Source organism: Streptococcus oralis (genome assembly GCF_023109195.1).
Classification (GTDB): domain Bacteria; phylum Bacillota; class Bacilli; order Lactobacillales; family Streptococcaceae; genus Streptococcus; species Streptococcus oralis_BV.
In genome coordinates this window covers 1,131,085-1,155,651 of the sequence record NZ_JALDUB010000001.1, presented here as the reverse complement: position 1 = coordinate 1,155,651, position 24,567 = coordinate 1,131,085, and the positions used below count along the sequence as shown (strand labels likewise).

24 protein-coding genes and 1 riboswitch are annotated in these 24,567 nt (G+C 43.5%); of the genes, 18 read left to right on the top strand and 6 right to left on the bottom strand.

Annotated features, from left to right (window positions below; genetic code table 11):
- The first annotated feature begins 74 nt into the window (after positions 1 to 74).
- Complete coding sequence (gene tig / locus M1F65_RS05620; protein ID WP_125417788.1) at positions 75 to 1,358, top strand: trigger factor; 1,284 nt, start codon at positions 75 to 77, stop codon at positions 1,356 to 1,358.
- A gap of 47 nt (positions 1,359 to 1,405) precedes the next feature.
- Here the strand turns inward: tig and recD2 are convergent, their stop codons facing one another.
- The 3 genes from recD2 to rnhC form a co-directional block, all read right to left on the bottom strand.
- Complete coding sequence (recD2, locus tag M1F65_RS05615; RefSeq protein WP_247925615.1) at positions 1,406 to 3,775, bottom strand: SF1B family DNA helicase RecD2; 2,370 nt, start codon at positions 3,773 to 3,775, stop codon at positions 1,406 to 1,408.
- 127 nt (positions 3,776 to 3,902) lie between these two features.
- Entirely contained in the window at positions 3,903 to 4,517 is a 615-nt protein-coding gene (lepB, locus tag M1F65_RS05610; protein WP_001108432.1) for a signal peptidase I, read from the bottom strand.
- Between the two features lie 9 nt (positions 4,518 to 4,526).
- Positions 4,527 to 5,402, bottom strand: coding sequence for a ribonuclease HIII (rnhC, locus tag M1F65_RS05605; protein ID WP_049550241.1), 876 nt, complete (start codon positions 5,400 to 5,402; stop codon positions 4,527 to 4,529).
- Positions 5,403 to 5,488: 86 nt separating this feature from the next.
- Between rnhC and zapA the strand changes: the two genes are divergently transcribed.
- The 6 genes from zapA to M1F65_RS05575 all read left to right on the top strand — a co-directional run bounded on the left by zapA (position 5,489) and on the right by M1F65_RS05575 (position 12,131).
- The gene (gene zapA / locus M1F65_RS05600; protein ID WP_000002028.1) at positions 5,489 to 5,791 is read left to right on the top strand and encodes a cell division protein ZapA; all 303 of its coding nucleotides are present in this window, start codon (positions 5,489 to 5,491) and stop codon (positions 5,789 to 5,791) included.
- Entirely contained in the window at positions 5,788 to 6,336 is a 549-nt protein-coding gene (locus M1F65_RS05595; protein WP_247925614.1) for a CvpA family protein, read from the top strand. Before zapA ends, M1F65_RS05595 begins: the two co-directional genes overlap by 4 nt.
- Before the next feature lie 100 nt (positions 6,337 to 6,436).
- On the top strand, positions 6,437 to 8,773 hold the full coding sequence (locus M1F65_RS05590; RefSeq protein ID WP_247925613.1) for an endonuclease MutS2: 2,337 nt from the start codon (positions 6,437 to 6,439) through the stop codon (positions 8,771 to 8,773).
- Positions 8,774 to 8,941: 168 nt separating this feature from the next.
- Positions 8,942 to 9,030, top strand: a riboswitch (glycine riboswitch).
- A gap of 89 nt (positions 9,031 to 9,119) precedes the next feature.
- Positions 9,120 to 10,442: an alanine/glycine:cation symporter family protein gene (locus M1F65_RS05585; RefSeq protein ID WP_247925612.1), complete on the top strand. Its 1,323-nt coding sequence runs from the start codon at positions 9,120 to 9,122 to the stop codon at positions 10,440 to 10,442.
- A 130-nt stretch (positions 10,443 to 10,572) separates the two neighbouring features.
- The gene (locus M1F65_RS05580) at positions 10,573 to 11,121 is read left to right on the top strand and encodes a carboxymuconolactone decarboxylase family protein (protein ID WP_247925611.1); all 549 of its coding nucleotides are present in this window, start codon (positions 10,573 to 10,575) and stop codon (positions 11,119 to 11,121) included.
- A gap of 110 nt (positions 11,122 to 11,231) precedes the next feature.
- Complete coding sequence (locus M1F65_RS05575) at positions 11,232 to 12,131, top strand: TDT family transporter (RefSeq protein WP_247925610.1); 900 nt, start codon at positions 11,232 to 11,234, stop codon at positions 12,129 to 12,131.
- Between the two features lie 23 nt (positions 12,132 to 12,154).
- Here M1F65_RS05575 and serS read toward each other — a convergent pair whose 3' ends face one another.
- The 3 genes from serS to M1F65_RS05560 all read right to left on the bottom strand — a co-directional run bounded on the left by serS (position 12,155) and on the right by M1F65_RS05560 (position 15,381).
- Positions 12,155 to 13,429, bottom strand: a complete 1,275-nt coding sequence (gene serS, locus M1F65_RS05570) for a serine--tRNA ligase (protein ID WP_070567223.1) — start codon at positions 13,427 to 13,429, stop codon at positions 12,155 to 12,157.
- A gap of 213 nt (positions 13,430 to 13,642) precedes the next feature.
- Positions 13,643 to 14,014 (bottom strand): DUF956 family protein, encoded by a 372-nt coding sequence (locus tag M1F65_RS05565; protein WP_070535844.1) that lies wholly within the window; start codon positions 14,012 to 14,014, stop codon positions 13,643 to 13,645.
- Between the two features lie 2 nt (positions 14,015 to 14,016).
- Positions 14,017 to 15,381: an aspartate kinase gene (locus M1F65_RS05560; protein WP_000869634.1), complete on the bottom strand. Its 1,365-nt coding sequence runs from the start codon at positions 15,379 to 15,381 to the stop codon at positions 14,017 to 14,019.
- A gap of 282 nt (positions 15,382 to 15,663) precedes the next feature.
- On the opposite strand from M1F65_RS05560, the gene M1F65_RS05555 reads away from it, so the two are divergent.
- The 11 genes from M1F65_RS05555 to accC all read left to right on the top strand — a co-directional run bounded on the left by M1F65_RS05555 (position 15,664) and on the right by accC (position 24,565).
- Positions 15,664 to 16,449 (top strand): enoyl-CoA hydratase, encoded by a 786-nt coding sequence (locus M1F65_RS05555; protein WP_001015588.1) that lies wholly within the window; start codon positions 15,664 to 15,666, stop codon positions 16,447 to 16,449.
- A 90-nt stretch (positions 16,450 to 16,539) separates the two neighbouring features.
- Entirely contained in the window at positions 16,540 to 16,974 is a 435-nt protein-coding gene (gene fabT / locus M1F65_RS05550; protein ID WP_247925609.1) for a fatty acid biosynthesis transcriptional regulator FabT, read from the top strand.
- Positions 16,974 to 17,948, top strand: a complete 975-nt coding sequence (locus M1F65_RS05545; RefSeq protein ID WP_084856875.1) for a beta-ketoacyl-ACP synthase III — start codon at positions 16,974 to 16,976, stop codon at positions 17,946 to 17,948. The genes fabT and M1F65_RS05545 overlap by 1 nt, the downstream gene beginning before the upstream one ends.
- Before the next feature lie 57 nt (positions 17,949 to 18,005).
- On the top strand, positions 18,006 to 18,230 hold the full coding sequence (locus M1F65_RS05540; RefSeq protein WP_000257840.1) for an acyl carrier protein: 225 nt from the start codon (positions 18,006 to 18,008) through the stop codon (positions 18,228 to 18,230).
- A 117-nt stretch (positions 18,231 to 18,347) separates the two neighbouring features.
- On the top strand, positions 18,348 to 19,322 hold the full coding sequence (gene fabK, locus M1F65_RS05535) for an enoyl-[acyl-carrier-protein] reductase FabK (protein WP_000857452.1): 975 nt from the start codon (positions 18,348 to 18,350) through the stop codon (positions 19,320 to 19,322).
- Positions 19,315 to 20,235 (top strand): ACP S-malonyltransferase, encoded by a 921-nt coding sequence (gene fabD / locus M1F65_RS05530; RefSeq protein WP_247925608.1) that lies wholly within the window; start codon positions 19,315 to 19,317, stop codon positions 20,233 to 20,235. Before fabK ends, fabD begins: the two co-directional genes overlap by 8 nt.
- A gap of 45 nt (positions 20,236 to 20,280) precedes the next feature.
- Positions 20,281 to 21,012, top strand: coding sequence for a 3-oxoacyl-[acyl-carrier-protein] reductase (fabG, locus tag M1F65_RS05525; RefSeq protein WP_001177611.1), 732 nt, complete (start codon positions 20,281 to 20,283; stop codon positions 21,010 to 21,012).
- A 28-nt stretch (positions 21,013 to 21,040) separates the two neighbouring features.
- The gene (gene fabF, locus M1F65_RS05520) at positions 21,041 to 22,276 is read left to right on the top strand and encodes a beta-ketoacyl-ACP synthase II (protein ID WP_049478074.1); all 1,236 of its coding nucleotides are present in this window, start codon (positions 21,041 to 21,043) and stop codon (positions 22,274 to 22,276) included.
- Between the two features lie 2 nt (positions 22,277 to 22,278).
- The gene (gene accB, locus M1F65_RS05515) at positions 22,279 to 22,767 is read left to right on the top strand and encodes an acetyl-CoA carboxylase biotin carboxyl carrier protein (RefSeq protein ID WP_001052299.1); all 489 of its coding nucleotides are present in this window, start codon (positions 22,279 to 22,281) and stop codon (positions 22,765 to 22,767) included.
- Positions 22,764 to 23,186, top strand: a complete 423-nt coding sequence (gene fabZ, locus M1F65_RS05510) for a 3-hydroxyacyl-ACP dehydratase FabZ (RefSeq protein ID WP_000565515.1) — start codon at positions 22,764 to 22,766, stop codon at positions 23,184 to 23,186. The genes accB and fabZ overlap by 4 nt, the downstream gene beginning before the upstream one ends.
- Positions 23,187 to 23,197: 11 nt before the next feature.
- A complete protein-coding gene (gene accC / locus M1F65_RS05505) occupies positions 23,198 to 24,565 on the top strand; it encodes an acetyl-CoA carboxylase biotin carboxylase subunit (protein WP_000488663.1) in 1,368 nt (455 codons plus the stop codon).
- Positions 24,566 to 24,567: the final 2 nt, after the last annotated feature.

Below are 24,567 nucleotides of genomic sequence, written 5' to 3'. Positions count from 1 at the left end.
TCATTACTTGAAAATTAACCGTAGTTTATGCTATAATAGACTGTATTTAAAAAATTTTAAGGAGAAATGACAGAATGTCTGTATCATTTGAAAACAAAGAAACAAACCGTGGAGTCTTGACTTTCACTATCTCTCAAGACCAAATCAAACCAGAATTGGACCGTGTCTTCAACTCAGTAAAGAAATCTCTTAACGTTCCAGGTTTCCGTAAAGGTCACCTTCCACGTCCTATCTTCGACCAAAAATTTGGTGAAGAAGCTCTTTATCAAGATGCAATGAACGCACTTTTGCCAAACGCTTATGAAGCTGCAGTAAAAGAAGCTGGTCTTGAAGTTGTTGCACAACCAAAAATTGACGTAACTTCAATGGAAAAAGGTCAAGACTGGGTTATCACTGCTGAAGTCGTGACAAAACCTGAAGTAAAATTGGGTGACTACAAAAACCTTGAAGTATCAGTAGATGTAGAAAAAGAAGTAACTGACGCTGACGTTGAAGAGCGTATCGAACGTGAACGCAACAACTTGGCTGAATTGGTTATCAAAGAAGGCGCTGCTGAAAATGGCGACACTGTTGTTATTGACTTCGTTGGTTCTATCGACGGTGTTGAGTTCGACGGCGGAAAAGGTGAAAACTTCTCACTTGGACTTGGATCAGGTCAATTCATTCCTGGTTTTGAAGACCAATTGGTTGGACACTCAGCTGGTGAAACTGTTGATGTTATCGTAACATTCCCAGAAGACTACCAAGCAGAAGACCTTGCAGGTAAAGAAGCTAAATTCGTAACAACTATTCACGAAGTAAAAGCAAAAGAAGTTCCAGCTCTTGACGATGAACTTGCAAAAGACATCGACGAAGAAGTGGAAACTCTTGATGAATTGAAAGAAAAATACCGCAAAGAATTGACTGCTGCGAAAGAAGAAGCTTACAAAGATGCCGTTGAAGGTGCAGCAATCGATAAAGCTGTAGAAAACGCTGAAATCGTAGAACTTCCAGAAGAAATGATCCACGAAGAAGTTCACCGTTCAGTAAATGAATTCCTTGGAAACTTGCAACGCCAAGGGATCAACCCTGACATGTACTTCCAAATCACTGGAACTACTCAAGAAGACCTTCACAAACAATACGAAGCAGAAGCTGAGTCACGTACGAAGACTAACCTTGTTATCGAAGCAGTTGCCAAAGCTGAAGGATTTGACGCTTCAGAAGAAGAAATCCAAAAAGAAATCGAGCAATTGGCAGCAGACTACAACATGGAAGTTGCACAAGTACAAAACTTGCTTTCAGCTGACATGTTGAAACACGATATCACTATCAAAAAAGCTGTTGAATTGATCACAAGCACTGCAACAGTTAAATAATCTTAAAAGAGAAGAAGCCCACCTGACTAGGTGGGTTTTCTGATGCACTATTTTCCAAAAATCTCTTTAAGGTCTGCGTCTGTAATCCCAATCATAGCTGGGATGCTAGACCAGTTTTCCTCAGTGAGGATGTAGGATTGTTCAGAGTCACTTGATGTGGCAGTTTCAAAGAAAGCTTGTTTGCTTTCTTCAATATTAGTTTCAACTAAATCACTGAAACGCTCAATCAGATAGGTCTTGCGGGCAGTCCCGATATGCTTGACTGCATAGTCAAAGGCCTGTAATTCACCAAGAAGGATGAGCTTGCTCTTGGCCCGTGTGATAGCTGTGTAGATGAGATTTCGCTCCAGCATGCGCTTGCTAGCACTGGTGATGGGCAGGATGACAACAGGAAACTCACTTCCCTGAGACTTATGGATACTCATGGCGTAGGCTAGTCGAATCTTGTACCATTCGTTGCGTGGATAGATGACCTCATTGCCATCAAAATCAATGACAATCTCGTCTTGTTTGGACTCGGTGTATTTTCCGGGAATTAGGTCTGTGATGTAGCCTAGGTCTCCGTTAAAGACATTGACTTCGGCATCGTTGACTAGGTGAATGACCTTGTCCCCTGTTCGATAGTGACACTGAGTTGCTTCAAAGTTCACTTGCCCCTTTTGCTGAGGATTGAGCAGGTCTTGCATGAGTTGGTTGATGGCGTCAATGCCAGCAGTTCCTCGATACATAGGCGCTAGCACCTGAATATCGCGAGCCGGAATGCCACTTCTGAGGGCAGCGCCGAGGATTTTCTCAATGGTAGCTGGGATATGGCCACTAGCGATTTCAAAGTAGGAACGGTCTGCCTTTTTCTGGGTAAAGTCAGCTGGCAAGATGCCTTGTCGAATTTGACTAGCCAAGGTAACGATAGTTGATTCTTCGCTCTGACGGTAAATCCGTTCCAAACGCGTCTGCGGAATCAGGGGTATCTGGAGCAGGTCAGCAAGGACTTGTCCGGGACTAACAGAAGGTAGCTGGTCGCTATCGCCCACGATGAGGATTTTGCTGTTAGAAGAGATATTGGAGAAGAGTTGGTTAGCTAGCCAAGTGTCCACCATAGAAAACTCATCCACGATGATAAAGTCGGCATCCAGATAATCTTCTAGATGACTGGTATCATCGTCTCCCGTCATCCCCAAATGACGGTGTATGGTCGCGCTAGGCAAACCCGTCAATTCATTCATGCGCCGAGCCGCTCGACCAGTTGGCGCAGCAAGAAGGATAGGTAATTTGCTTTTCTTTCTGAGATCAAGCCCTACTAAAAGGGCATGAACAGCGATAATCCCATTGATAACAGTCGTCTTACCAGTACCAGGTCCACCTGTTAGGATAAAGACCTTGTTCTGGATAGCGTCACAGATAGCCTGCTTTTGAATGTCATCGTACTGGATACCAAGCTCTTCCTCAACACTGGCGATATGCTTGTGAATGGTTTCTAGATCCTGGCTTTTCTGCTTTCCTTTTTCGAGGATACGAACCAAGTGACTGCGAATGCCTTCTTCAGCGAAAAAGAGGCTGTTATCAAAGATTTTAGTATCAATCTGCTGAACCTTGTCTTCTTCAATCAGATGGGAGAGTTCCTGAGCGACTTGGCTGGGATCGAGTTCCACAGGACGGGAAGACTCGAGGAGAGTCAGGGTTTGTTCCAGCAAATCTCGGACTTCCATATAGGTATCACCCGTATCCATACATCCCTGAAAAAGACTGTGGACAAGGCCAGCACGGAAGCGCTCGGGAGCTTGACTTTCGATACCTAGTTCGGCAGCCAATTGGTCAGCAATGGTAAAACCTAATCCTTTGATATCCTCGACCAGCTGGTAGGGATAGTTTTCGACAACATCAAGGGTTTCTTCCTTGTAAAAGTCTTGAATCTGAAAGGCCAGTTTATTGGGAATGCCGTAGTTAGCTAGTTTTGCCAAGACCATTTCTGTCCCATAGTTGAGACGGAGGGTGGAAACAAAAGCCTCACGGTTTTTGGCAGAGAGTCCAGCAATACTTTCCAGCTTTTCAGGATGTTCCAGAATTTCGTCAATGGTATTTTCACCATAGCTATCAACGATTTTTTGGGCCGTTTTGAGACCAATCCCCTTGAAATGGCTACTAGAAAAGTATTTGACTAGTCCATTCTTAGTTGGTTTTGCGCGTTCATAACGGCTGATCTGAAGCTGTTCCCCATACTTGGAGTGCTGAACGATTTGTCCCCAAAAAGTGTAGTCTTCACCCTCAATCACATCCGCCATGGTTCCTGTGACAATGATTTCAAAATCATCAAAGTCCTCCGCATTGGTCTCTTCGATATCTAGGAGGAGAATGCGATAAAAATTACTGGGATTTTCAAAAATAATCCGTTCAATGGTGCCTGAAAAATAAACTTCCATAGGTTTCCTTTACATGAGTTCGTGAGAGTTGGACCCTTAGCCACTTTGAAAAGCTAGATTACTTTAAGGTTTTCTCTCGCAATAGAAAAAGAGACTGAGACTTAGCATTCTCGGCCTCTTCCTTATCTTAAAAAGTTCCGATACGGTTAAGTGGCCAGAAACGGAATTTTGCTTCACCTTTTATATCGCTGGCCTTAAAGGTACCAACGTGGCGGCTGTCGCTAGAGACTAGACGATCGTCACCAAGGAGAAGGTACTCACCTTGAGGGACAGTAAAGCTGAAGCTGGTATTGGAATTGACATCAACCGTAAAGGCTTGTGCTTTTTGAGCAAGTTCTCTAAAGTAAACTCCCTTATTGCCTTCAAATCCTTTGCCAGTATAGGTGTTTTGCAACTTTTCTGTTTTGAACAAGTTGAGATATTCAGCTAGGTAAGGTTCATTCGTTTCTTCACCGTTGATAAAGAGTTTGTCATTTTCGTAGCGGATGGTATCACCAGGCATGCCGATAACCCTTTTGACAATGTCTTTATTTCCGTCTTCCTCATGCGCAACCACGATGTCGAAGCGGTCAATTGGGAGGTGTTTAACAACGAAGAGAACTTCTCCGTCGGCTAGGGTAGGGTCCATCGAATGTCCTTCCACACGGACATTGCTCCAAAGGAAGATGCGGCTAAGACCTACCAGTGCGATAACCAGGAAGATGACTCCCCATTCTTTTATAAATGATTTTAAATAGTTCATGGTTTACCTCTATAGAAGTTTTTTTGCTTTTTCAGTGTTTTTAAAATGCAGTTTGGCGCAGAAATGAAGTCCCTTCATACCATAGGCTTGAAGGATTTTGCTGGCAACCTTATCAGATGCAGTTCCAGCGCCACTTGGCAGTTGATAGCCTAGTTCTCGTCCAAGATTTTCCAAGTTTTCGAGGAAGAGATCCCGCGCGATGATGGAGCTAACGGCAACAGCCAGGTATTTGCCCTCGGCTTTTTCTTCCAAACTGATCTTGTTTGGAAAATGATTGGCTTCTTGCGCCAAGTACTTGTCATAGTTTTTAGCGCTTGTAAAAGCATCAATCACGATTTTCTCTGGCTGGACTCCTTTTTGAAGCAGGAGAAAGATAGCCTGATTGTGAAGGGCAACCTTTACAGAAACAGCATTGTAACGCTCTCCGATAACTTCATTATACTTGCTAGGTGAAAGGAGGAGCGCTTGGTGCTGGATTTTTTCCTTGAGGATTGGAGCAATCTGACGAATCTTTTGGTCTGTCAAGGTTTTTGAATCCCCTACGCCGAGTTTTCGCAAGAAGTCGTGCTGGTCAGGTGTCACGAAGGAAGCCACAACAGCCAGCCCACCAAAGTAGGAACCATTTCCCACCTCATCAGTCCCAATCATAGGAAAATCTTGTCCACTGGTTTCCTCTACAACTTGATAGCCAAAGAAACTGGCGTATTGCTCAGCAGCTTCGCCCTGCAGGAGGACTTTTCCAGAAGTATAGATGGAAACTGTTGCCTGAGGCAGTCTTAAAAAATAGCGAATATAAGGATTTTTACTAGGAGTGAGAGCCTTCTGATACTGACTTAAAAAGTTCTGAATTTCCTGTTCACTTGGTGTGAGTGTGATACTTGCCATAGTCTCTATTGTACCACAAAAGCAGGAGAATTGGTAAAAACTGACAAAGTTAGCGAAATTTGGTATAATATCGTGAGGTGAATTTTATGGCAAATCTAAATCGATATAAGTTTACATTCGGGAAAAAGACATTAACCTTGACAACCGAGCATGACAACCTTTTTATGGAGGAAATTGCCAAGGTTGCGACTGAAAAATACCAAGCAATTAAAGAACAAATGCCTGGGGCGGATGATGAGACCATTGCGCTTCTTTTGGCGGTCAACTGTCTCTCTACACAGCTCAACCGTGAGATTGAATTTGATGACAAGGAGCAAGAGTTGTTAGAACTCCGCCACAAGTTGATTGCTGTCAAACAAGAACAGAGCAAGATTGAGGACTCCCTATGATTTCAATCCTACTCTTATTGGTTCTGGCTTGGGGCTTTTACATCGGCTTCCGTAGAGGTTTGGTCCTGCAAGTTTATTATTTCCTCGTTGCAGTGATTTCAGCCTTTGTTGCGGGACAGTTTTATAAATCATTGGGAGATCACTTCCACTTACTTGTCCCTTATGCCAATCCTCAGGAAGGACAGGGCACCTTTTTCTTCCCTTCAGACCAGCTTTTTCATCTAGACAAGGTCTTTTATGCAGGTCTAGCCTATCTTCTAGTTTTTGGGATTTGCTACACTATCGGACGTTTTATCGGTTTGTTCCTGCACTTGATTCCAACTAAAAAGCTTGATGTCAAATGGTTGCGTATCGGATCAGGCCTTTTATCTCTATTGGTAACCTTATTTGTCTTGCAAATGGCTCTGACCATCCTTGCAACGGTGCCTCTGGCAGTCATTCAAAATTCACTCGAAAAAAGTACAGTAGCCAAACACATCATCCAAAGTGTCCCTTTTACGACAAACCTTATCAAACAACTCTGGGTGACAAATTTAATCGGATAAAAAGGGCGGGATTTTTCCTAGCCCTTTGTTTACAGATTGGACGACTAGGTCAAAACCCCTAGTTGCTATAATCTTGTAAACAAGCATATAAGGAAAGAATATGAATACAAAAATACTAGAAACCTTAGAATTTAATAAAATCAAGGCCTTATTTGAACCTCATCTCCTGACTGAGCAAGGCTTAGAGGAGCTAAAAGGCTTGGTTCCAACTGCCAAGGTGGATAAGATCAAGCAAGCCTTTACAGAGATGGAGGAAATGCAAGCTCTATTTGTGGAGCAACCCCACTTTACCATCCTAGCGACACGTGAGATTTCAGCTGTCTGCAAGCGTCTGGAGATGGGGGCAGACCTCAATATTGAGGAGTTCCTGCTCCTCAAACGAGTCTTACTTGCTAGCAGAGAGTTGCAAAGTTTTTATGCCAATCTTGAAAATGTACGCTTGGAGCAGTTGGCGAGATGGTTTGAAAAACTACATGATTTTCCACACTTGCAAGGGAGTCTTCAAGCCCTAAATGATGCAGGATTTATCGAAAATTTCGCCAGTGAAGAGCTAGCACGTATCCGTCGGAAAATCCATGATAGCGAGAGTCAAGTTCGAGATGTCTTGCAAGACTTGCTCAAGCAAAAAGCGCAGATGTTGACGGAAGGCATAATCGCTAGCAGAAATGGCCGTCAAGTTTTACCAGTCAAGAACACCTATCGCAATAAGATTGCAGGTGTTGTCCATGACATCTCTGCCAGTGGAAACACGGTCTACATCGAGCCACGTGAGGTCGTGAAACTGAGCGAAGAAATCGCTAGTCTGCGAGCTGACGAACGCTATGAGATGATTCGCATCCTGCAGGAACTATCGGAACGGGTTCGTCCTCATGCTGCTGAGATTGCTAATGACGCTTGGATTATCGGTCATTTAGACTTGATTCGTGCCAAGGTGCGTTTCATCCAAGAAAGACAAGCAGTTGTTCCTCAACTTTCAGAGAATCAAGAGATTCAACTCCTTCATGTTCGCCATCCTTTGGTCAAAAATGCTGTTGCAAACGATGTACACTTTGGTAAGGAATTAACAGCCATTGTCATTACAGGTCCCAATACTGGTGGGAAGACCATCATGCTCAAAACCCTGGGCTTGACTCAACTCATGGCCCAGTCAGGCTTGCCCATTCTAGCTGACAAGGGAAGCCGTGTCGGTATTTTCGAAGAAATCTTCGCAGATATCGGGGATGAGCAGTCTATCGAGCAAAGCCTGTCTACCTTCTCCAGCCACATGACCAATATCGTAGATATTCTTGGCAAGGTCAATCAGCACTCGCTCTTATTGCTAGATGAGCTTGGGGCAGGTACCGATCCGCAGGAAGGAGCAGCGCTTGCTATGGCTATTCTGGAGGATCTTCGTCTGCGTCAGGTCAAGACTATGGCTACGACCCACTATCCAGAACTCAAGGCTTATGGTATTGAGACAGCCTTTGTGCAAAATGCCAGCATGGAGTTTGATACTGCCAGCTTGCGTCCGACCTATCGCTTTATGCAGGGAGTTCCTGGCCGAAGCAATGCCTTTGAAATTGCCAAACGTCTGGGCTTGTCAGAGGTCATCGTAGGAGATGCCAGCCAGCAGGTCAACCAAGATAATGATGTCAACCGTATCATTGAACAATTGGAAGAGCAAACGCTTGAAAGTCGCAAACGCTTGGACAATATTCGTGAGGTGGAGCAAGAAAACCTCAAGATGAACCGTGCACTCAAAAAACTCTACAATGAGCTTAATCGTGAAAAGGAAACTGAGCTCAACAAGGCGCGTGAACAAGCTGCCGAGATTGTGGAACTCGCTCTAAGTGAAAGTGACCAGATTCTCAAAAATCTCCATAGCAAATCTCAACTCAAACCCCATGAAATCATTGAAGCCAAGGCTGAGCTGAAAAAACTAGCTCCTGAAAAAGTAGACTTATCTAAAAACAAGGTCCTTCAAAAAGCCAAGAAAAAACGAGCTCCGAAGGTGGGGGATGATATTGTGGTCCTCAGTTATGGACAACGTGGAACCTTGACCAATCAGCTTAAGGACGGCCGTTGGGAAGCCCAAGTCGGTTTAATCAAGATGACCTTGGAAGAGAAAGAATTTGACCTTGTTCAGGCTCAGCAAGAAGCCCCAGTCAAGAAAAAACAAGTCAATGTCGTCAAACGAGCTTCTGGTCGTGGTCCGCAAGCGAGACTGGATCTCCGAGGCAAACGGTACGAAGAGGCTATGAATGAGCTGGACGCCTTTATCGACCAAGCCCTGCTCAATAACATGGCGCAAGTCGACATCATCCATGGTATCGGTACGGGAGTCATCCGTGAGGGCGTCACCAAATACCTGCAAAGAAACAAGCATGTCAAGAGTTTTGGCTATGCTCCACAAAATGCTGGAGGCAGTGGCGCCACCATTGTAACCTTTAAAGGATAGAGAGAAGAAGGATTCACTCTTTCTGAAAAAAGAAGTGAAAAGTCAAAAATTTTCATAGAATATATTGACAAAGACTAACTTTTCTTGTAAAATAATAAAAAATTAAATACCAACACCGAATGAAGTTTAATAGAAGTGGAGAAAGGTTTGTTTTCCATGACTGTAAATGGACGGAACTCTGGAGAGACCGTAAAGGCACCGAAGGGGCAAGGCAGGTAACTGCTCAAACTCTCAGGTAAAAGGACAGAGCTAGGATAGACCGCTTTTTGGCATTTATCTAAGCATTCCAGAGTACATGTGTCTTGCATGTGCTCTTTCTTTTGGGGTTGAAAGATAGGAGAAGGACATGTTAGAATTGCTTAAAGCGCTTGATGCTTTTGCTTGGGGGCCTCCCCTCTTGATCTTATTGGTCGGAACGGGTATCTATTTGACCATCCGACTAGGCCTTTTGCAGGTAGCTCGTCTCCCAAAGGCCTTTCAGCTGATCTTTACCAAGGATAAGGGGCATGGAGATGTGTCGAGCTTTGCTGCTCTCTGTACGGCTCTAGCCGCCACCGTTGGTACGGGAAATATTATCGGGGTAGCGACAGCCATTAAGGTTGGAGGACCAGGGGCCCTCTTTTGGATGTGGATGGCGGCCTTTTTTGGGATGGCGACCAAGTATGCCGAAGGCTTACTGGCCATCAAATACCGTACTAAGGATGCAAATGGAGCTGTAGCTGGAGGACCCATGCATTACATCCTTTTGGGGATGGGAGAAAAGTGGCGTCCACTTGCTATCTTCTTTGCCCTAGCGGGTGTATTGGTAGCTCTTCTAGGGATTGGTACCTTTACCCAAGTTAATTCGATTACAGAATCCATTCAAAATACAGCCCAAGTTGATCCAGCTATCACGGCTCTGATTTTATCCATTTTGGTGGGTATTGCCGTCTTTGGTGGACTCAAATCCATATCAAAAGTTTCGACAGCAGTGGTTCCTTTTATGGCTATTGTCTATATTTTAGGAACTCTTACAGTTATTCTCTTTAATATCGAGAAAATCCCTGCTACACTTGCCTTGATCTTTACTTCAGCCTTTAGTCCAGTGGCTGCGGTAGGCGGTTTTGCAGGTGCCAGCATTCGGATGGCTATCCAGAATGGTGTGGCGCGAGGAGTCTTCTCTAACGAATCTGGCCTAGGATCAGCTCCCATTGCGGCGGCTGCAGCTAAGACTAATGAGCCTGTCGAGCAAGGCTTGATTTCCATGACAGGAACCTTTATTGATACCCTCATTATCTGTACGTTGACAGGTCTAACAATCTTGGTAACTGGGGTTTGGAGTGGTGATTTGAATGGAGTTGCCTTGACCCAGTCAGCCTTTTCAACAGTTTTTTCACACTTTGGACCTGCCCTCTTGACCATCTTCCTTGTACTCTTTGCCTTTACGACGATTCTCGGATGGAACTATTACGGAGAGCGCTGTTTTGAGTTTCTCTTCGGTGTTCGTTTTATCTGGCTTTACCGTGTAGTCTTTGTAGTCATGGTCTTGTTGGGAGGATTTATCGAGTTGGATATGGTTTGGATTATCGCAGATATCGTCAATGCCTTGATGGCTTTACCAAACTTGATTGCCCTCTTAGTCTTGTCGCCAGTCGTCATTGCTGAGACTAAAAAGTATTTTAAACACTAACCCAATCACACTTTTAGTGTGATTTTTTCATTTCATAGACATTTCCTATCAAGGCGATTGAAAATATATATTATCCAAGGGGGAAATTCTATGATAGACTAAATGACAATAAAATGAAAAGAGGTTTCTTATGACAACATTTACCATCCACACAGTAGAATCAGCACCAGCAGAAGTAAAAGAAGTTCTTGAAACAGTACAAAAAGGCAACAACGGCTATATTCCCAACCTAATCGGTCTCTTGGCCAATGCCCCAACCGCGCTTGAAGCCTACCGAACTGTCGGAGCCATCAACCGCCGCAATAGCCTGACACCAGTGGAACGCGAAGTAGTACAAATCACAGCTGCCGTAACCAATGGTTGTGCTTTCTGCGTCGCAGGTCACACAGCCTTTTCAATCAAACAAATCCAGATGAATGATGATCTTCTACAAGCACTCCGCAACCGTACTCCAATCGAGACAGATCCAAAACTAGATACTCTAGCTAAGTTTACCTTGGCGGTCATCAATACCAAAGGGCGTGTAGGAGATGAAGCCTTGGCTGAATTTTTGGAAGCTGGCTACACGCAACAAAATGCCTTGGACGTGGTTCTCGGTGTTAGTCTTGCCAGCCTCTGCAACTATGCCAACAACCTAGCCAATACGCCTATTAACCCAGAATTACAACCTTATGCCTAGTTCGAATCAGAAAGAAAAAATGAAGACTGAGCAATTCAGTCTTCATTTTTCTATGCTATTTTAAGCGCTTTTATGCTATACTAATAATAACATGATTATTGGAGGCTCGGATGAAAAAGCTCCCCTTAGTATTCTCTGGCTGTTTATTAGGTTTAGCAGGTGCAGGAAATCTGATTGCAGATACTTGGCCAGGTCTGTCGCATTTATTGAGTCTGACTGGATTAGTTTTGTGGCTTTTCTTTTTGATTCTTCATCTTTTTAATTGGGAAGAAACCAAGCAAGAATTGACCAAGCCCCCTCTTTTATCTGGGATGGCCACTTTTCCTATGGCTGGGATGATTTTATCGACCTATGTCTTTCGCGTATTCCCTGCTCTTCCTTTGGTAGCACAAGGGATCTGGTGGTTTTCCTTTCTCTTGGACTTCGCTTTAATCACTTACTTTACCATCAAATTTGCCTGTCCGGGTCAGAGGGTCAATGCGACTCCTAGCTGGACGGTGCTCTATGTGGGGATAGCTGTGGCAGCCTTGACCTATCCTCTGGTAGGCATTATCGAGATTGCCTATGCAACCTTGAGTTTTGGTTTTGTCTTGACCTTCTATCTCTATCCGCTTATTTATAGCGATTTAAAGAAACATCCACTCCCAATGGCCTTGCTTGGACAGGAAGGAATATACTGTGCTCCCTTTTCCCTACTCTTGGCTTCCATAGTTCGAGTTGGAGGAGCAAGCCTACCGACTTGGCTCTTGATTGTCATGATTTTGGCATCTCAATCCTTCTTTTTCTTTGTTTTAACTCGCCTACCCAATATTTTAAAACAAGGATTTCAACCAGCCTTCTCAGCCCTCACCTTCCCAACCATTATCACAGCTACTTCGCTCAAGATGGCTCAGGGAATTTTGAAACTTCCATTTCTGGATTATCTGGTATTGGCTGAAACCGTTATTTGCCTCACTATTTTATTCTTTGTCTTGGGTGCTTATCTGATTTGGTTACGAAAAAAGGTCTAGCTAGAAATAGCTAGGCCTTATTTTTATGGTTTGATAACTTCAGCGCCACCCATATATGGACGAAGTGCTTCTGGAATGGTTACAGAACCATCTGCATTTTGGTAGTTTTCAAGAATGGCAGCAACCGTACGTCCAACTGCAAGTCCAGAACCGTTCAAGGTGTGAAGGAGTTTCACCTTGCCATCGGCTTCATCACGGTAACGGATTTGGGCACGACGAGCTTGGAAATCTTCTGTATTTGAACAACTTGAGATTTCACGATAGGTATTTTGGGCTGGAATCCAAACTTCCAAGTCGTAAGTTTTGGCGGCTGAGAAGCCCATATCTCCAGTAGAGAGCGCAACGACACGGTATGGAAGGTTCAGCTTTTGAAGGATATTTTCAGCGTTAGCTGTCATTTTTTCCAATTCTTCATAAGATTCTTCTGGTTTGGCAAATTTGACCATTTCAACCTTGTGGAATTGGTGCAAACGAATCAAGCCACGAGTATCACGGCCAGCAGAGCCAGCCTCAGAACGGAAAGATGGACTCATAGCGGTAAAGTAGATTGGTAGGTCTTTACCGTCAAGGATTTCATCACGGTAGTAATTTGTCAAAGGCACTTCAGCTGTAGGAATGAGGACATAATTAGTGTCTTTCAATTCAAAAGTGTCTTCCTTGAATTTTGGATATTGACCAGTACCAAACATAGAGTCATGGTTAACTATGTAAGGCGTGATGACTTCCGTATAGCCCTCCTTACCATGCTCATCCAACATGAAGTTGTAGATAGCACGTTCCAAACGAGCCCCAAGACCTTTATAGAAGAGGAAGCGAGCGCCCGTTACTTTACCGCCGCGTTCCCAGTCAAGGATACCCAAGTCTTCACCAAGATCCCAGTGAGCTTTTGGCTCGAAGTCAAACTCGCGCGGAGTACCCCAACGGCGAACTTCCACATTGTCATCTTCATCAGCCCCAACAGGAACGCTGTCGGCAGGGATGTTTGGAAGAGTAGTGGTAAATTCTGTCAATTTAGCATCGATGTCCGCCAACTCAGCATCCAAGGCTTTGACTTCAGCAGATAGGGTTTGCATCGCAGCAATCTTGTCATCTGCATTTTCCTTGTTGCGCTTGGCTTGGGCAATCTCAGCAGAAACTGTGTTACGTTCTGCTTTTAGAGTTTCAACCTTGACCAAGATGTCACGACGTTTAGCATCGATTTTTTTCATCTCATTCAAGATAGCAGCATCTACACCACGTGTAGCTAATTTTTCAGCGACAGCATCAAAGTCTGTGCGAATACGTTTGATATCTAACATAAGAACTCCTTTATGAAAAAAGCACACCTGACAAAGCGTTGGAGTGGCAGGGCCACGGTTCCATCCAACTTCACAGGTGTGCACTTGATTATATATGTAATTGTGAACAACGGTAGAATTTCACCTATCCCTCCTATCTGCTCGCAGCACCCGCAGACTTTCTGAAAGAAGGAGATAACCTACTTATCCGTTGCTATGATTATACTAAAGTTTCTACTTTTTTGCAAATAGATTTTTAAATTTTTGACCAATGGTCTGAATCAAAGTAGGAAGTTTGACAACCTTATCGTTTCCTAATTTTTCACGAGCGATTTTGAGGATAGTCCCAGAGTCTTTTGAGGCAAAGAGGAATTTACCTTGATCGGTAAAGACTTCAAAGTGACGGCTGATTTTGCGGCCACTTACGTTGGCTCCGATTTGTTGAATGCTGGACCAAGGGATTTGGATATATTGTTCGACATTGACATCAGGATAAAACTCTAAGGCTTGATCCCCAACTAGAAATTTTCCAACTTTCCCAGAGATAGAGAGGTAAGATGTCCCAGTAGTTTGGAGGTCAATGACTTGATTGAGTGATTGGGCCATGATTAGTCTTCCTTACTTTCACCGAAAAAGGCATGATAAAGAGCCTTGATAGCTGCTTTTTCTTGCTCTTTATTGACAACAAACATGATGGAAACTTCACTTGAACCTTGGGACATCATCTGGATGTTGATTTTATTCTCAGACAAAGCACGTGTTGCAGTAGCAGTTACCCCGATATGGCTCTTCATCTTTTCTCCAACAATCATAATGATGGAAAGGTCATGTTCGATTTCAGCATGGTCCACTTCAGCCTTTTGAACGAGTTGACGTAGAATTTCTTCTTCTTTGATAGGAGTTAATTCACGGGAGCGGAGGATGATTGAAAGATCGTCAATACCTGTAGGCATGTGTTCCCAACCGATATTGAGGTCCTCAAGGATTTGCAGAACCTTGCGACCAAACCCGACTTCGCGGTTCATGAGGTATTTTGACATGTTGATGCTGACGAATCCTGAGTCACCTGCAATCCCTACTACTGGGAATTTATCACTACTGTGTTCTAAAACAATGCGTGTTCCTGGGTGGTCAGGGTTGTTGGTATTCTTGATGACAAGAGGAATTTTTCCTCGGTAAGCGGGTAGAAGAGCTTCGTCATGAAGGACTGAAAATCCAGCGTAAGCCAACTCACGCATTTCACGGTAGGTTAATTCAGGAATGGAGTGTGGTTGGTGGATAATACCAGGATGGGCAGCAAAGATACCATCTACGTCTGTAAAGTTCTCATAGAGATCAGCCTTAACACCTGCTGCAATGATAGAACCTGTGATATCTGAACCTCCACGTGAAAAAGTACAGATTTGATTTTCCTTAGTCACACCAAAGAAACCAGGGATGACAAGGACTTCGTTGCTATCAGCCAAGCCTTCAATCTTGTCATAACTAGATGGAATGATGCGTGCGTTTCCTGGTTCACTTGTGACAACAATCCCAGCTTCTCTTGGGTGAACATAGCGTGCATCAATCCCGTTTTGGTTAAAGTAGGCTGCAATCAATTTGGCATTGTTATTTTCTCCAGCCGCTAGGAAGGTATCATAGAGAAATTCATTGTCCTCTATAGGAAGAGTTGCCAAGGCCCGAATACTTTTAGAGATTTTTTCTAAAACAGCAGGTTTTAACCCTAGTTCACTAACCATAGCGGCATAACGGTCAATGATCCAGCTTTGGCTAGCACTGATGTCATTTCCAGCCACATAGTCGCGATAGTATTTGATCAAGGCATCAGTTACCTTGGTATCTTCAGCATTGCGTTTTCCGGGTGCAGAAACGACTACAAAACGGCGTTCTTTATCACTTTTAACGATGTTTAAGACTTTTTCTAACTGACCAGCAGAAGCAAGCGAGCTTCCGCCAAATTTTACAACCTTCATAAGGACTCCTCAAGTAAGTATTTTATACGATTATAGCAGAAAGAGGGGTATTTTTCAATGAAGAAAATAACTTCCTATTATAATAGAAGAAAACACTAACTTATTCTGAAAAGCAATAACAGTTTAAAAGTAGATGGGTAAAATTTCTCTCACAATTATAATGAATGGGTAAATAATCAGCTGAGACACTTTCCTTTAGTTTTTCCTTGCCTCTTTATCCAAAAAAAGGTATACTTTGATGATGAAACAATTTTATTGCCTTATAAAAGAAAAGGAGAAGCTATGAATCATATCTTATATCAGATCGTAGATGATCTGGCTATCATCACTTTGAATCGTCCCGAAGTGGCAAATGGTTTCCATATCCCAATGTGTGAGGAAATTTTAGAAGCTTTGACCCTAGCAGAGCAGGATCAAGCTGTGCAGTTCATCTTGATTAATGCGAATGGGAAGGTCTTTTCAGTTGGGGGAGACTTGGTTGAGATGAAACGCGCAGTAGACGAAGATGATATCCCTTCTTTGAATAAGATTGCAGAATTAGTCAATACAATTTCTTTTAAAATCAAGCAAATTCCTAAACCTGTTTTGATGGAGGTAGATGGAGCGGTTGCTGGTGCCGCAGCAAATATGGCAGTAGCAGTTGATTTCTGTTTGGCGACTGACAAGGCAAAATTTATCCAAGCCTTTGTCGGAGTGGGATTGGCGCCAGACGCTGGTGGGATTCATCTCTTGAGTCGTAGTATCGGGGTAACACGGGCTGCACAACTTGCTATGACAGGTGAAGCTTTGACCGCAGAAAAAGCGCTGGAATGGGGCGTGGTATACCGTGTTTGTGAAGTTGACAAATTAGAAAAAACAAGAGAACAAGTTCTGAAAAAATTAAGAAGAGGTTCAGCAAACTCATACGCAGCCATTAAAAAGTTAGTTTGGGAAAGTCAATTCAAGGATTGGCAGAATTATGCTGAATTAGAATTGAAATTACAAGAATCGTTATCTTTAACTGAAGATTTTAAAGAAGGGGTTCGAGCACATTCTGAAAGAAGAAGACCAAAATTTACAGGAATGTAAAAAAATACTTGCACAATTTTTTGAAGTTTGTTATACTTCTTTTATCAAATGTTTTGATTGTAAAAGTTTTTTGAGGGGGAGGGAAACGATTTGGACTACCAACAAGTAAATGATTATCTAACATCTATTTTTAATAACGTCCTTGTGATTGAGGAGGTTAGCTTACGAGGTAGTCGATTCAAAGACATCTCCATCAAAGAAATGCACACGATCGATGTGATTGGGAAGTTCCCGGAGGCAACGCCAAGTAAGGTTTCCAAAGAACTGATGGTAACTCTTGGAACAGTGACGACGAGTTTGAATAACCTGGAGAGAAAAGGTTATATTGAGCGTATTCGTTCTGACCAAGACCGTCGAGTGGTCTATCTGCATTTGACAAAGAAAGGTCGTTTGGTTCACCGCCTTCATAAACGATTCCACAAGGCTATGGTCGAAAAAATCATCGATGGCATGAGCCCGGAGGAAATAGAAGTTATGGGTAGAGGATTAATCAACCTTTATCAATTTTTGGAGGATTTGAAATAATAGCTTTTGCAAAAATAAGCCAGGTTGCTCATTATGTTCCAGAGCAAGTGGTCACTAATCATGACTTAGCCCAAATCATGGACACAAGCGATGAGTGGATTTCAAGTCGGACAGGAATTAAACAGAGACATATCTCAAAAACAGAGTCTACGAGTGACTTGGCGACAGAAGTAGCTAAGAGCTTGTTGGCTAAAGGGAGCTTAAAAGCGGATCAGATTGATTTTATCATTGTAGCGACGATTACCCCAGACTCGATGATGCCTTCCACAGCAGCTCGAGTTCAGGCAAATATCGGAGCGCATAGAGCTTTCGCCTTCGATCTGACAGCAGCTTGCAGTGGCTTTGTATTCGCTCTCTCAACTGCAGAAAAGTTTTTAAGTTCTGGACAGTTCAAAAAAGGGATTGTTATCGGGGCTGAAACCTTATCCAAGGCAGTTGATTGGTCAGATCGTTCGACAGCTGTTCTCTTTGGAGATGGAGCTGGTGGGGTTCTCTTGGAAGCGAGCGAAACACGGCACTTCCTTGTGGAAAGTCTCTATACAGATGGCTCTCGGAGCGAGTGTTTGACCTATGGTCAAACGGCTTTGGCTTCTCCTTTCTCGGATCAAGAAGCAGTTCCTGCTTTTTTGAAAATGGATGGACGAGCAGTTTTTGATTTTGCAAATCGTGATGTTGCTAGATCAATCAAAGAAACCATTGAAAATGGTCCAATCGCAGCATCGGAATTGGATTATCTCTTGCTTCATCAGGCAAATATCCGCATTTTGGATAAGATGGCTAAGAAGATCGGCGTAGACCGAGACAAGCTTCCTGCCAATATGATGGAGTATGGAAATACCAGTGCAGCAAGTATCCCGATTTTGCTCTCAGAGTGTGTGGAGAATGGCATGATTCGTTTAGATGGTAGCCAGACGATTCTCCTATCAGGCTTCGGTGGAGGTTTGACATGGGGCACACTCATTCTTACAATCTAGGTAATCATGTGGTTAACACATAGTTATAAATTTTTTATATTTTAAAGGAGTCCTATCATGGCAGTATTTGAAAAAGTACAAGAAATTATCGTTGAAGAACTTGGGAAAGACGCATCAGAAGTAACACTTGAATCTACTTTTGATGATTTGGATGCAGATTCATTGGACTTGTTCCAAGTAATCTCTGAAATCGAAGATGCTTTCGATATCCAAATCGAAGCAGAAGATAACTTGAAAACAGTTGGTGACTTGGTTGCCTACGTTGAAGAGCAAACAAAATAATTAACATATTACTAGAAGGAGTAGGGGAAACCCACTCCCTCTTGTTTAGGTAATAGTTTGAAACTCAAATGATAAACTCATCGAACTATTACGTAAGCAAGGAATGATGGAGGCACTATGAAAACACGTATTACAGAATTATTGAACATTGATTATCCTATTTTTCAAGGAGGAATGGCCTGGGTTGCGGATGGTGACTTAGCTGGTGCAGTATCAAAAGCTGGTGGTCTAGGGATTATCGGTGGTGGGAATGCACCTAAAGAGGTCGTGAAGGCTAATATCGATAAAATCAAATCACTTACGGACAAACCTTTTGGTGTCAACATCATGCTCTTGTCACCTTTTGTAGAAGACATCGTTGATCTCGTGATTGAAGAAGGGGTCAAGGTTGTTACAACTGGTGCAGGAAATCCAAGTAAATACATGACTCGTTTCCATGATGCAGGAATTACAGTTATTCCCGTTGTTCCAAGTGTTGCTTTGGCAAAACGCATGGAAAAAATTGGTGCAGATGCGGTTATTGCAGAGGGAATGGAAGCCGGTGGGCATATTGGTAAATTGACGACGATGACCTTGGTTCGCCAAGTTGCTGCAGCTGTTTCAATTCCAGTTATCGCAGCTGGAGGAATTGCGGACGGTGAAGGTGTCGCTGCAGGCTTTATGCTTGGAGCTGAGGCTGTTCAGGTTGGTACGCGTTTCGTAGTAGCTAAGGAATCTAACGCCCATCCAAAATACAAGGAAAAAATCTTAAAAGCGCGTGATATTGATACGACTATTTCAGCTCAACACTTTGGACATGCTGTTCGTGCCATTAAAAACCAATTGACACGTGACTTTGAGCAGGCTGAAAAAGATGCCTTTAAACAAGAAAATCCAGATTTAGAAATCTTTGAACAAATGGGAGCTGGTGCTCTTGCTAAAGCCGTTGTTCATGGAGATGTAGAAGGTGGATCTGTCATGGCAGGTCAGATCGCTGGTTTGGTTTCTAAAGAGGAAACTGTCGAAGAAATCCTAAAAGATCTATACTATGGCGCAGCCAAAAAAATTCAAGAAGAAGCCTCTCGTTGGGCAGGAGTTGTAAGAAATGACTAAAACAGCCTTTCTATTTGCAGGTCAAGGTGCTCAGTATCTAGGAATGGGGCGTGATCTCTATGATCGCTATCCTATCGTCAAGGAAACAATTGACCAAGCCAGTCAGGTTTTGGGTTATGATCTTCGTGACTTGATTGATAAGGAAGAAACCAAGTTAAACCAGACTCGTTATACACAGCCAGCTATTTTGGCGACCTCGGTTTCTATTTACCGACTATTGAAAGAAAAGGGTTATCAGCCGGATATGGTAGCAGGATTGTCTCTTGGGGAATATTCTGCTCTTGTAGCAAGCGGTGCCTTGGACTTTGAAGAGGCAGTTGCCTTGGTTGCTAAGCGCGGGGCTTATATGGAAGAGGCGGCGCCTGCTGGTTCAGGCAAGATGGTAGCCGTCCTCAATACTCCAGTAGATGTGATAGAGGAAGCTTGCAAAACTGCTTCTGAAGTCGGTATAGTCACTCCAGCTAACTACAATACTCCAAGCCAAATCGTCATTGGTGGTGAAGTGGCTGCAGTTGACCGTGCGGTCCAACTCTTGCAGGAAGCAGGAGCCAAACGATTGATTCCTTTAAATGTATCTGGTCCTTTCCATACAGCTCTTCTTGAGCCAGCCAGTCAGCAACTAGCTGGAGCTCTTGAAGGAGTGAGTTTCTCTGACTTTACTTGCCCACTAGTCGGCAATACGGAAGCTGCTGTTATGGAAAAAGGTCGAATCCAAGAGCTTTTGACGCGTCAGGTCAAAGAACCTGTTCGTTTTTATGAAAGTATTGCTGTGATGCAGGATGCTGGGGTAACCAACTTTATTGAAATTGGTCCTGGTAAGGTCCTATCAGGCTTTGTCAAAAAAATCGATAAAACAGCTCAGCTAGCTAACGTTGAAGACCAAGCAAGCTTGGATGCTTTGTTAGGAAACTAATGATCCCTTCTCCCACAAAATACAACAGGAAATAGGAGAAATAGAATGCAACTTACAAACAAAAATGTCTTTGTAACAGGTTCAAGTCGTGGTATCGGACTTGCCATTGCTCACAAATTTGCCCAACTAGGCGCTAATGTAGTCTTGAATAGTCGAGGAGCAATCTCAGAAGAATTGCTAGCTGAGTTTTCAAACTATGGTGTCAAAGTAGTACCGATTTCAGGTGATGTTTCAGACTTTGCAGATGCCAAGCGTATGATAGATCAAGCGATTGCAGAACTCGGTTCTGTCGATGTCTTGGTCAACAATGCTGGGATCACTCAAGATACGCTTATGCTCAAGATGACTGAAGAAGACTTTGAAAAAGTGATTAAGATCAACTTGACAGGTGCCTTCAACATGACGCAAGCAGTTTTGAAACAGATGATCAAGGCACGTGAAGGTGCGATTATCAATATGTCTAGTGTGGTCGGTTTGATGGGAAATATCGGACAAGCCAACTATGCAGCTTCTAAAGCAGGTTTGATTGGTTTTACCAAGTCAGTTGCGCGTGAAGTTGCCAATCGCAACGTACGCGTAAATGCTCTTGCACCAGGAATGATCGAATCAGATATGACGGCTGTTTTATCTGATAAGGTCAAGGAAGCGACATTGGCTCAAATCCCAATGAAACATTTTGGTCAAGCAGAACATATCGCAGATGCTACAGTGTTCCTGGCTGGACAGGATTATTTGACTGGACAAGTTCTCGCTGTTGATGGCGGACTTAGCATGTAAAAAATAAGGAAAGATATAGGTAAGACAGATGAAACTAAATCGAGTTGTAGTAACAGGTTACGGATTGACCTCTCCTATCGGAAATACTCCAGAAGAATTTTGGAACAGTTTGCAAACTGGGAAAATTGGAATTGGAGAAATCACTAAGTTTGACCACAGCGAATTTGCTGTGCACAATGCGGCAGAAGTTCAAGATTTCCCATTTGATAAATACTTTGTCAAAAAAGATACCAATCGTTTTGACAACTATTCTTTGTATGCCTTATATGCGGCTCAAGAAGCAGTGACAAATGCAAATCTTGATGTAGAAGCAATCGATAAGGATCGCTTTGGTGTCATCGTGGCTTCTGGTATTGGGGGAATTAAAGAAATCGAAGATCAGGTTATCCGTCTTCATGAAAAAGGTCCAAAACGCGTTAAACCAATGACACTTCCAAAAGCCTTGCCAAATATGGCTTCAGGAAATGTTGCCATGCGTTTCGGAGCAAACGGTATCTGTAAATCAATCAATACAGCCTGTGCTTCATCAAACGATGCCATTGGGGATGCCTTCCGCTCTATCAAGTTTGGTTTCCAAGATGTCATGTTAGTTGGTGGATCAGAATCATCTATCACTCCTTTTGCTATCGCTGGTTTCCAAGCTTTGACCGCCCTATCAACTACAGAGGATCCAACTCGTGCTTCTATCCCATTTGACAAAGATCGTAACGGATTTGTGATGGGAGAAGGTTCAGGAATGTTGGTTCTTGAAAGCCTTGAACATGCTGAAAAACGTGGTGCAACTATCTTGGCTGAAGTAGTTGGCTACGGTAATACCTGTGATGCTTACCATATGACTTCACCTCATCCAGAGGGTCAAGGTGCGATTAAGGCTATGAAGTTGGCTTTGGAAGAAGCAGAAATTTCTCCAGAGCAAGTGGCTTACGTCAACGCCCACGGAACTTCAACTCCTGCTAATGAAAAAGGAGAAAGTGGTGCGATCGTAGCTGTCCTTGGTAAAGAAGTACCTGTATCTTCAACCAAGTCCTTTACAGGACACTTGCTTGGTGCTGCAGGGGCAGTAGAAGCCATCGCTACCATCGAAGCCATGCGTCATAACTATGTACCAATGACAGCTGGTACAAGCGAGTTGTCAGACTATATCGAAGCCAATGTCGTTTATGGAAAAGGCTTGGAGCAAGAAATCCCTTATGCTATTTCAAACACTTTTGGTTTTGGCGGACACAACGCGGTTCTTGCTTTCAAACGTTGGGAGAATAAATAATTATGAATTTAAATGAAATCAAGGACTTGATGGCTCAATTTGACCAATCAAGTTTGAGAGAATTTTCTTATAAAAATGGAACGGACGAATTGCAGTTTAGTAAGAATGAAGCAAGAATGGCTTCTGAAGCACCAGCTCAAGTTGCTCCAGTGCCAGCTGCAGTGGTTGCTAGTCCAGTAGTTTCGGCCCCTTCAACTCCAGTAGAGAGTGCAGTGGAAGAAGCTCCAGCACCAGCTGAAACGACGGTTGCTCCAGAGGGTGATGTCGTTGAGAGCCCACTTGTAGGGGTGGCTTACTTGGCTGCTGGACCAGATAAACCTGCCTTTGTCACAGTCGGGGATAGTGTTAAAAAAGGTCAGACTTTGGTGATCATCGAAGCCATGAAAGTCATGAATGAAATTCCTGCACCTAAGGATGGTGTGGTGACAGAAATTCTCGTTTCAAATGAAGAAATGGTTGAGTTCGGTAAAGGATTGGTACGTATCAAATGATCGATATTCAAGGAATTAAAGAAGCTCTACCCCATCGCTACCCTATGCTCCTAGTGGACCGTGTCTTGGAAGTGAGTGAAGATACTATTGTTGCCATTAAAAATGTCACGATAAACGAACCTTTCTTTAATGGTCATTTTCCTCAATATCCAGTTATGCCAGGTGTTCTTATCATGGAAGCTTTGGCACAGACTGCTGGTGTCTTGGAATTGTCCAAGCCTGAAAACAAAGGAAAGCTGGTCTTTTACGCTGGCATGGACAAGGTCAAGTTTAAGAAGCAAGTTGTACCAGGTGATCAATTAGTCATGACGGCTACCTTTGTGAAACGTCGTGGTACGATTGCCGTGGTTGAAGCAAAGGCTGAAGTGGATGGCAAGCTTGCAGCGAGTGGTACTCTTACCTTTGCAATTGGAAACTAAGGAGGTTCTCCATGTTTCGTAAAATTTTGATTGCCAACCGTGGTGAGATTGCGGTTCGCATTATTCGAGCTGCGCGTGAATTGGGCATTGCGACCGTAGCAGTTTATTCAACTGCTGATAAGGAAGCTCTTCACACACTCCTAGCGGATGAAGCTATCTGTATCGGACCTGGTAAGGCGACAGAGTCTTATCTTAATATCAATGCAATTTTGTCTGCTGCAGTCTTAACAGAGGCAGAAGCCATCCATCCAGGTTTTGGATTTCTTAGCGAAAACTCCAAGTTTGCCACTATGTGTGACGAAGTGGGAATTAAGTTCATCGGTCCTTCTGGGGCTGTGATGGATACCATGGGTGATAAGATCAATGCGCGTGAGCAAATGATCAAGGCTGGGGTTCCAGTTATCCCAGGATCTGATGGTGAAGTTCATACAGCTGAAGAGGCCCTTGCGGTTGCTGAAAAAATTGGCTATCCAGTCATGCTTAAGGCATCGGCAGGTGGTGGTGGAAAAGGGATTCGTAAGGTTGAAAAGGCAGAAGACTTGGTCGCAGCCTTTGAAACAGCATCCAGTGAAGCTAAGGCCAATTTTGGAAATGGCGCTATGTATCTTGAGCGTGTGATTTATCCAGCTCGCCATATTGAGGTTCAGATCCTTGCGGACCAAGAGGGTCATGTTGTCCATCTTGGTGAACGGGACTGTTCACTCCAACGGAATAACCAAAAGGTCTTAGAAGAAAGCCCATCCATTGCGATTGGCAAAACCCTTCGTCATGAAATTGGTGCTGCAGCCGTTCGTGCAGCAGAGTCTGTAGGCTACGAAAATGCAGGAACGATTGAATTTCTTCTCGATGAAGCGAGTGGCAATTTCTACTTCATGGAAATGAATACTCGTGTGCAAGTGGAGCACCCAGTCACAGAGTTTGTTTCAGGTGTTGATATCGTGAAGGAACAGATTCGCATTGCTGCCGGTCAACCTTTACCTTTCAAACAAGAAGATATCGTCCTACGAGGTCATGCTATCGAGTGCCGGATCAATGCGGAAAATCCAGCATTTAACTTTGCTCCAAGCCCAGGTAAAATTACCAATCTCTATCTACCAAGTGGTGGAGTTGGCTTGCGCGTGGACTCAGCAGTTTATCCAGGTTATACTATTCCCCCTTACTATGATAGTATGATTGCTAAAATCATTGTTCATGGGGAGAATCGTTTTGATGCTCTTATGAAGATGCAACGGGCACTTTATGAACTTGATATTGAAGGAGTGCAAACCAATGCAGACTTCCAGTTGGATCTGATTTCAGACCGCCGAGTTATCGCTGGTGACTACGATACTTCCTTCTTGATGGAAACTTTCTTGCCAAAATACCAAGAAAAAGAATAGAC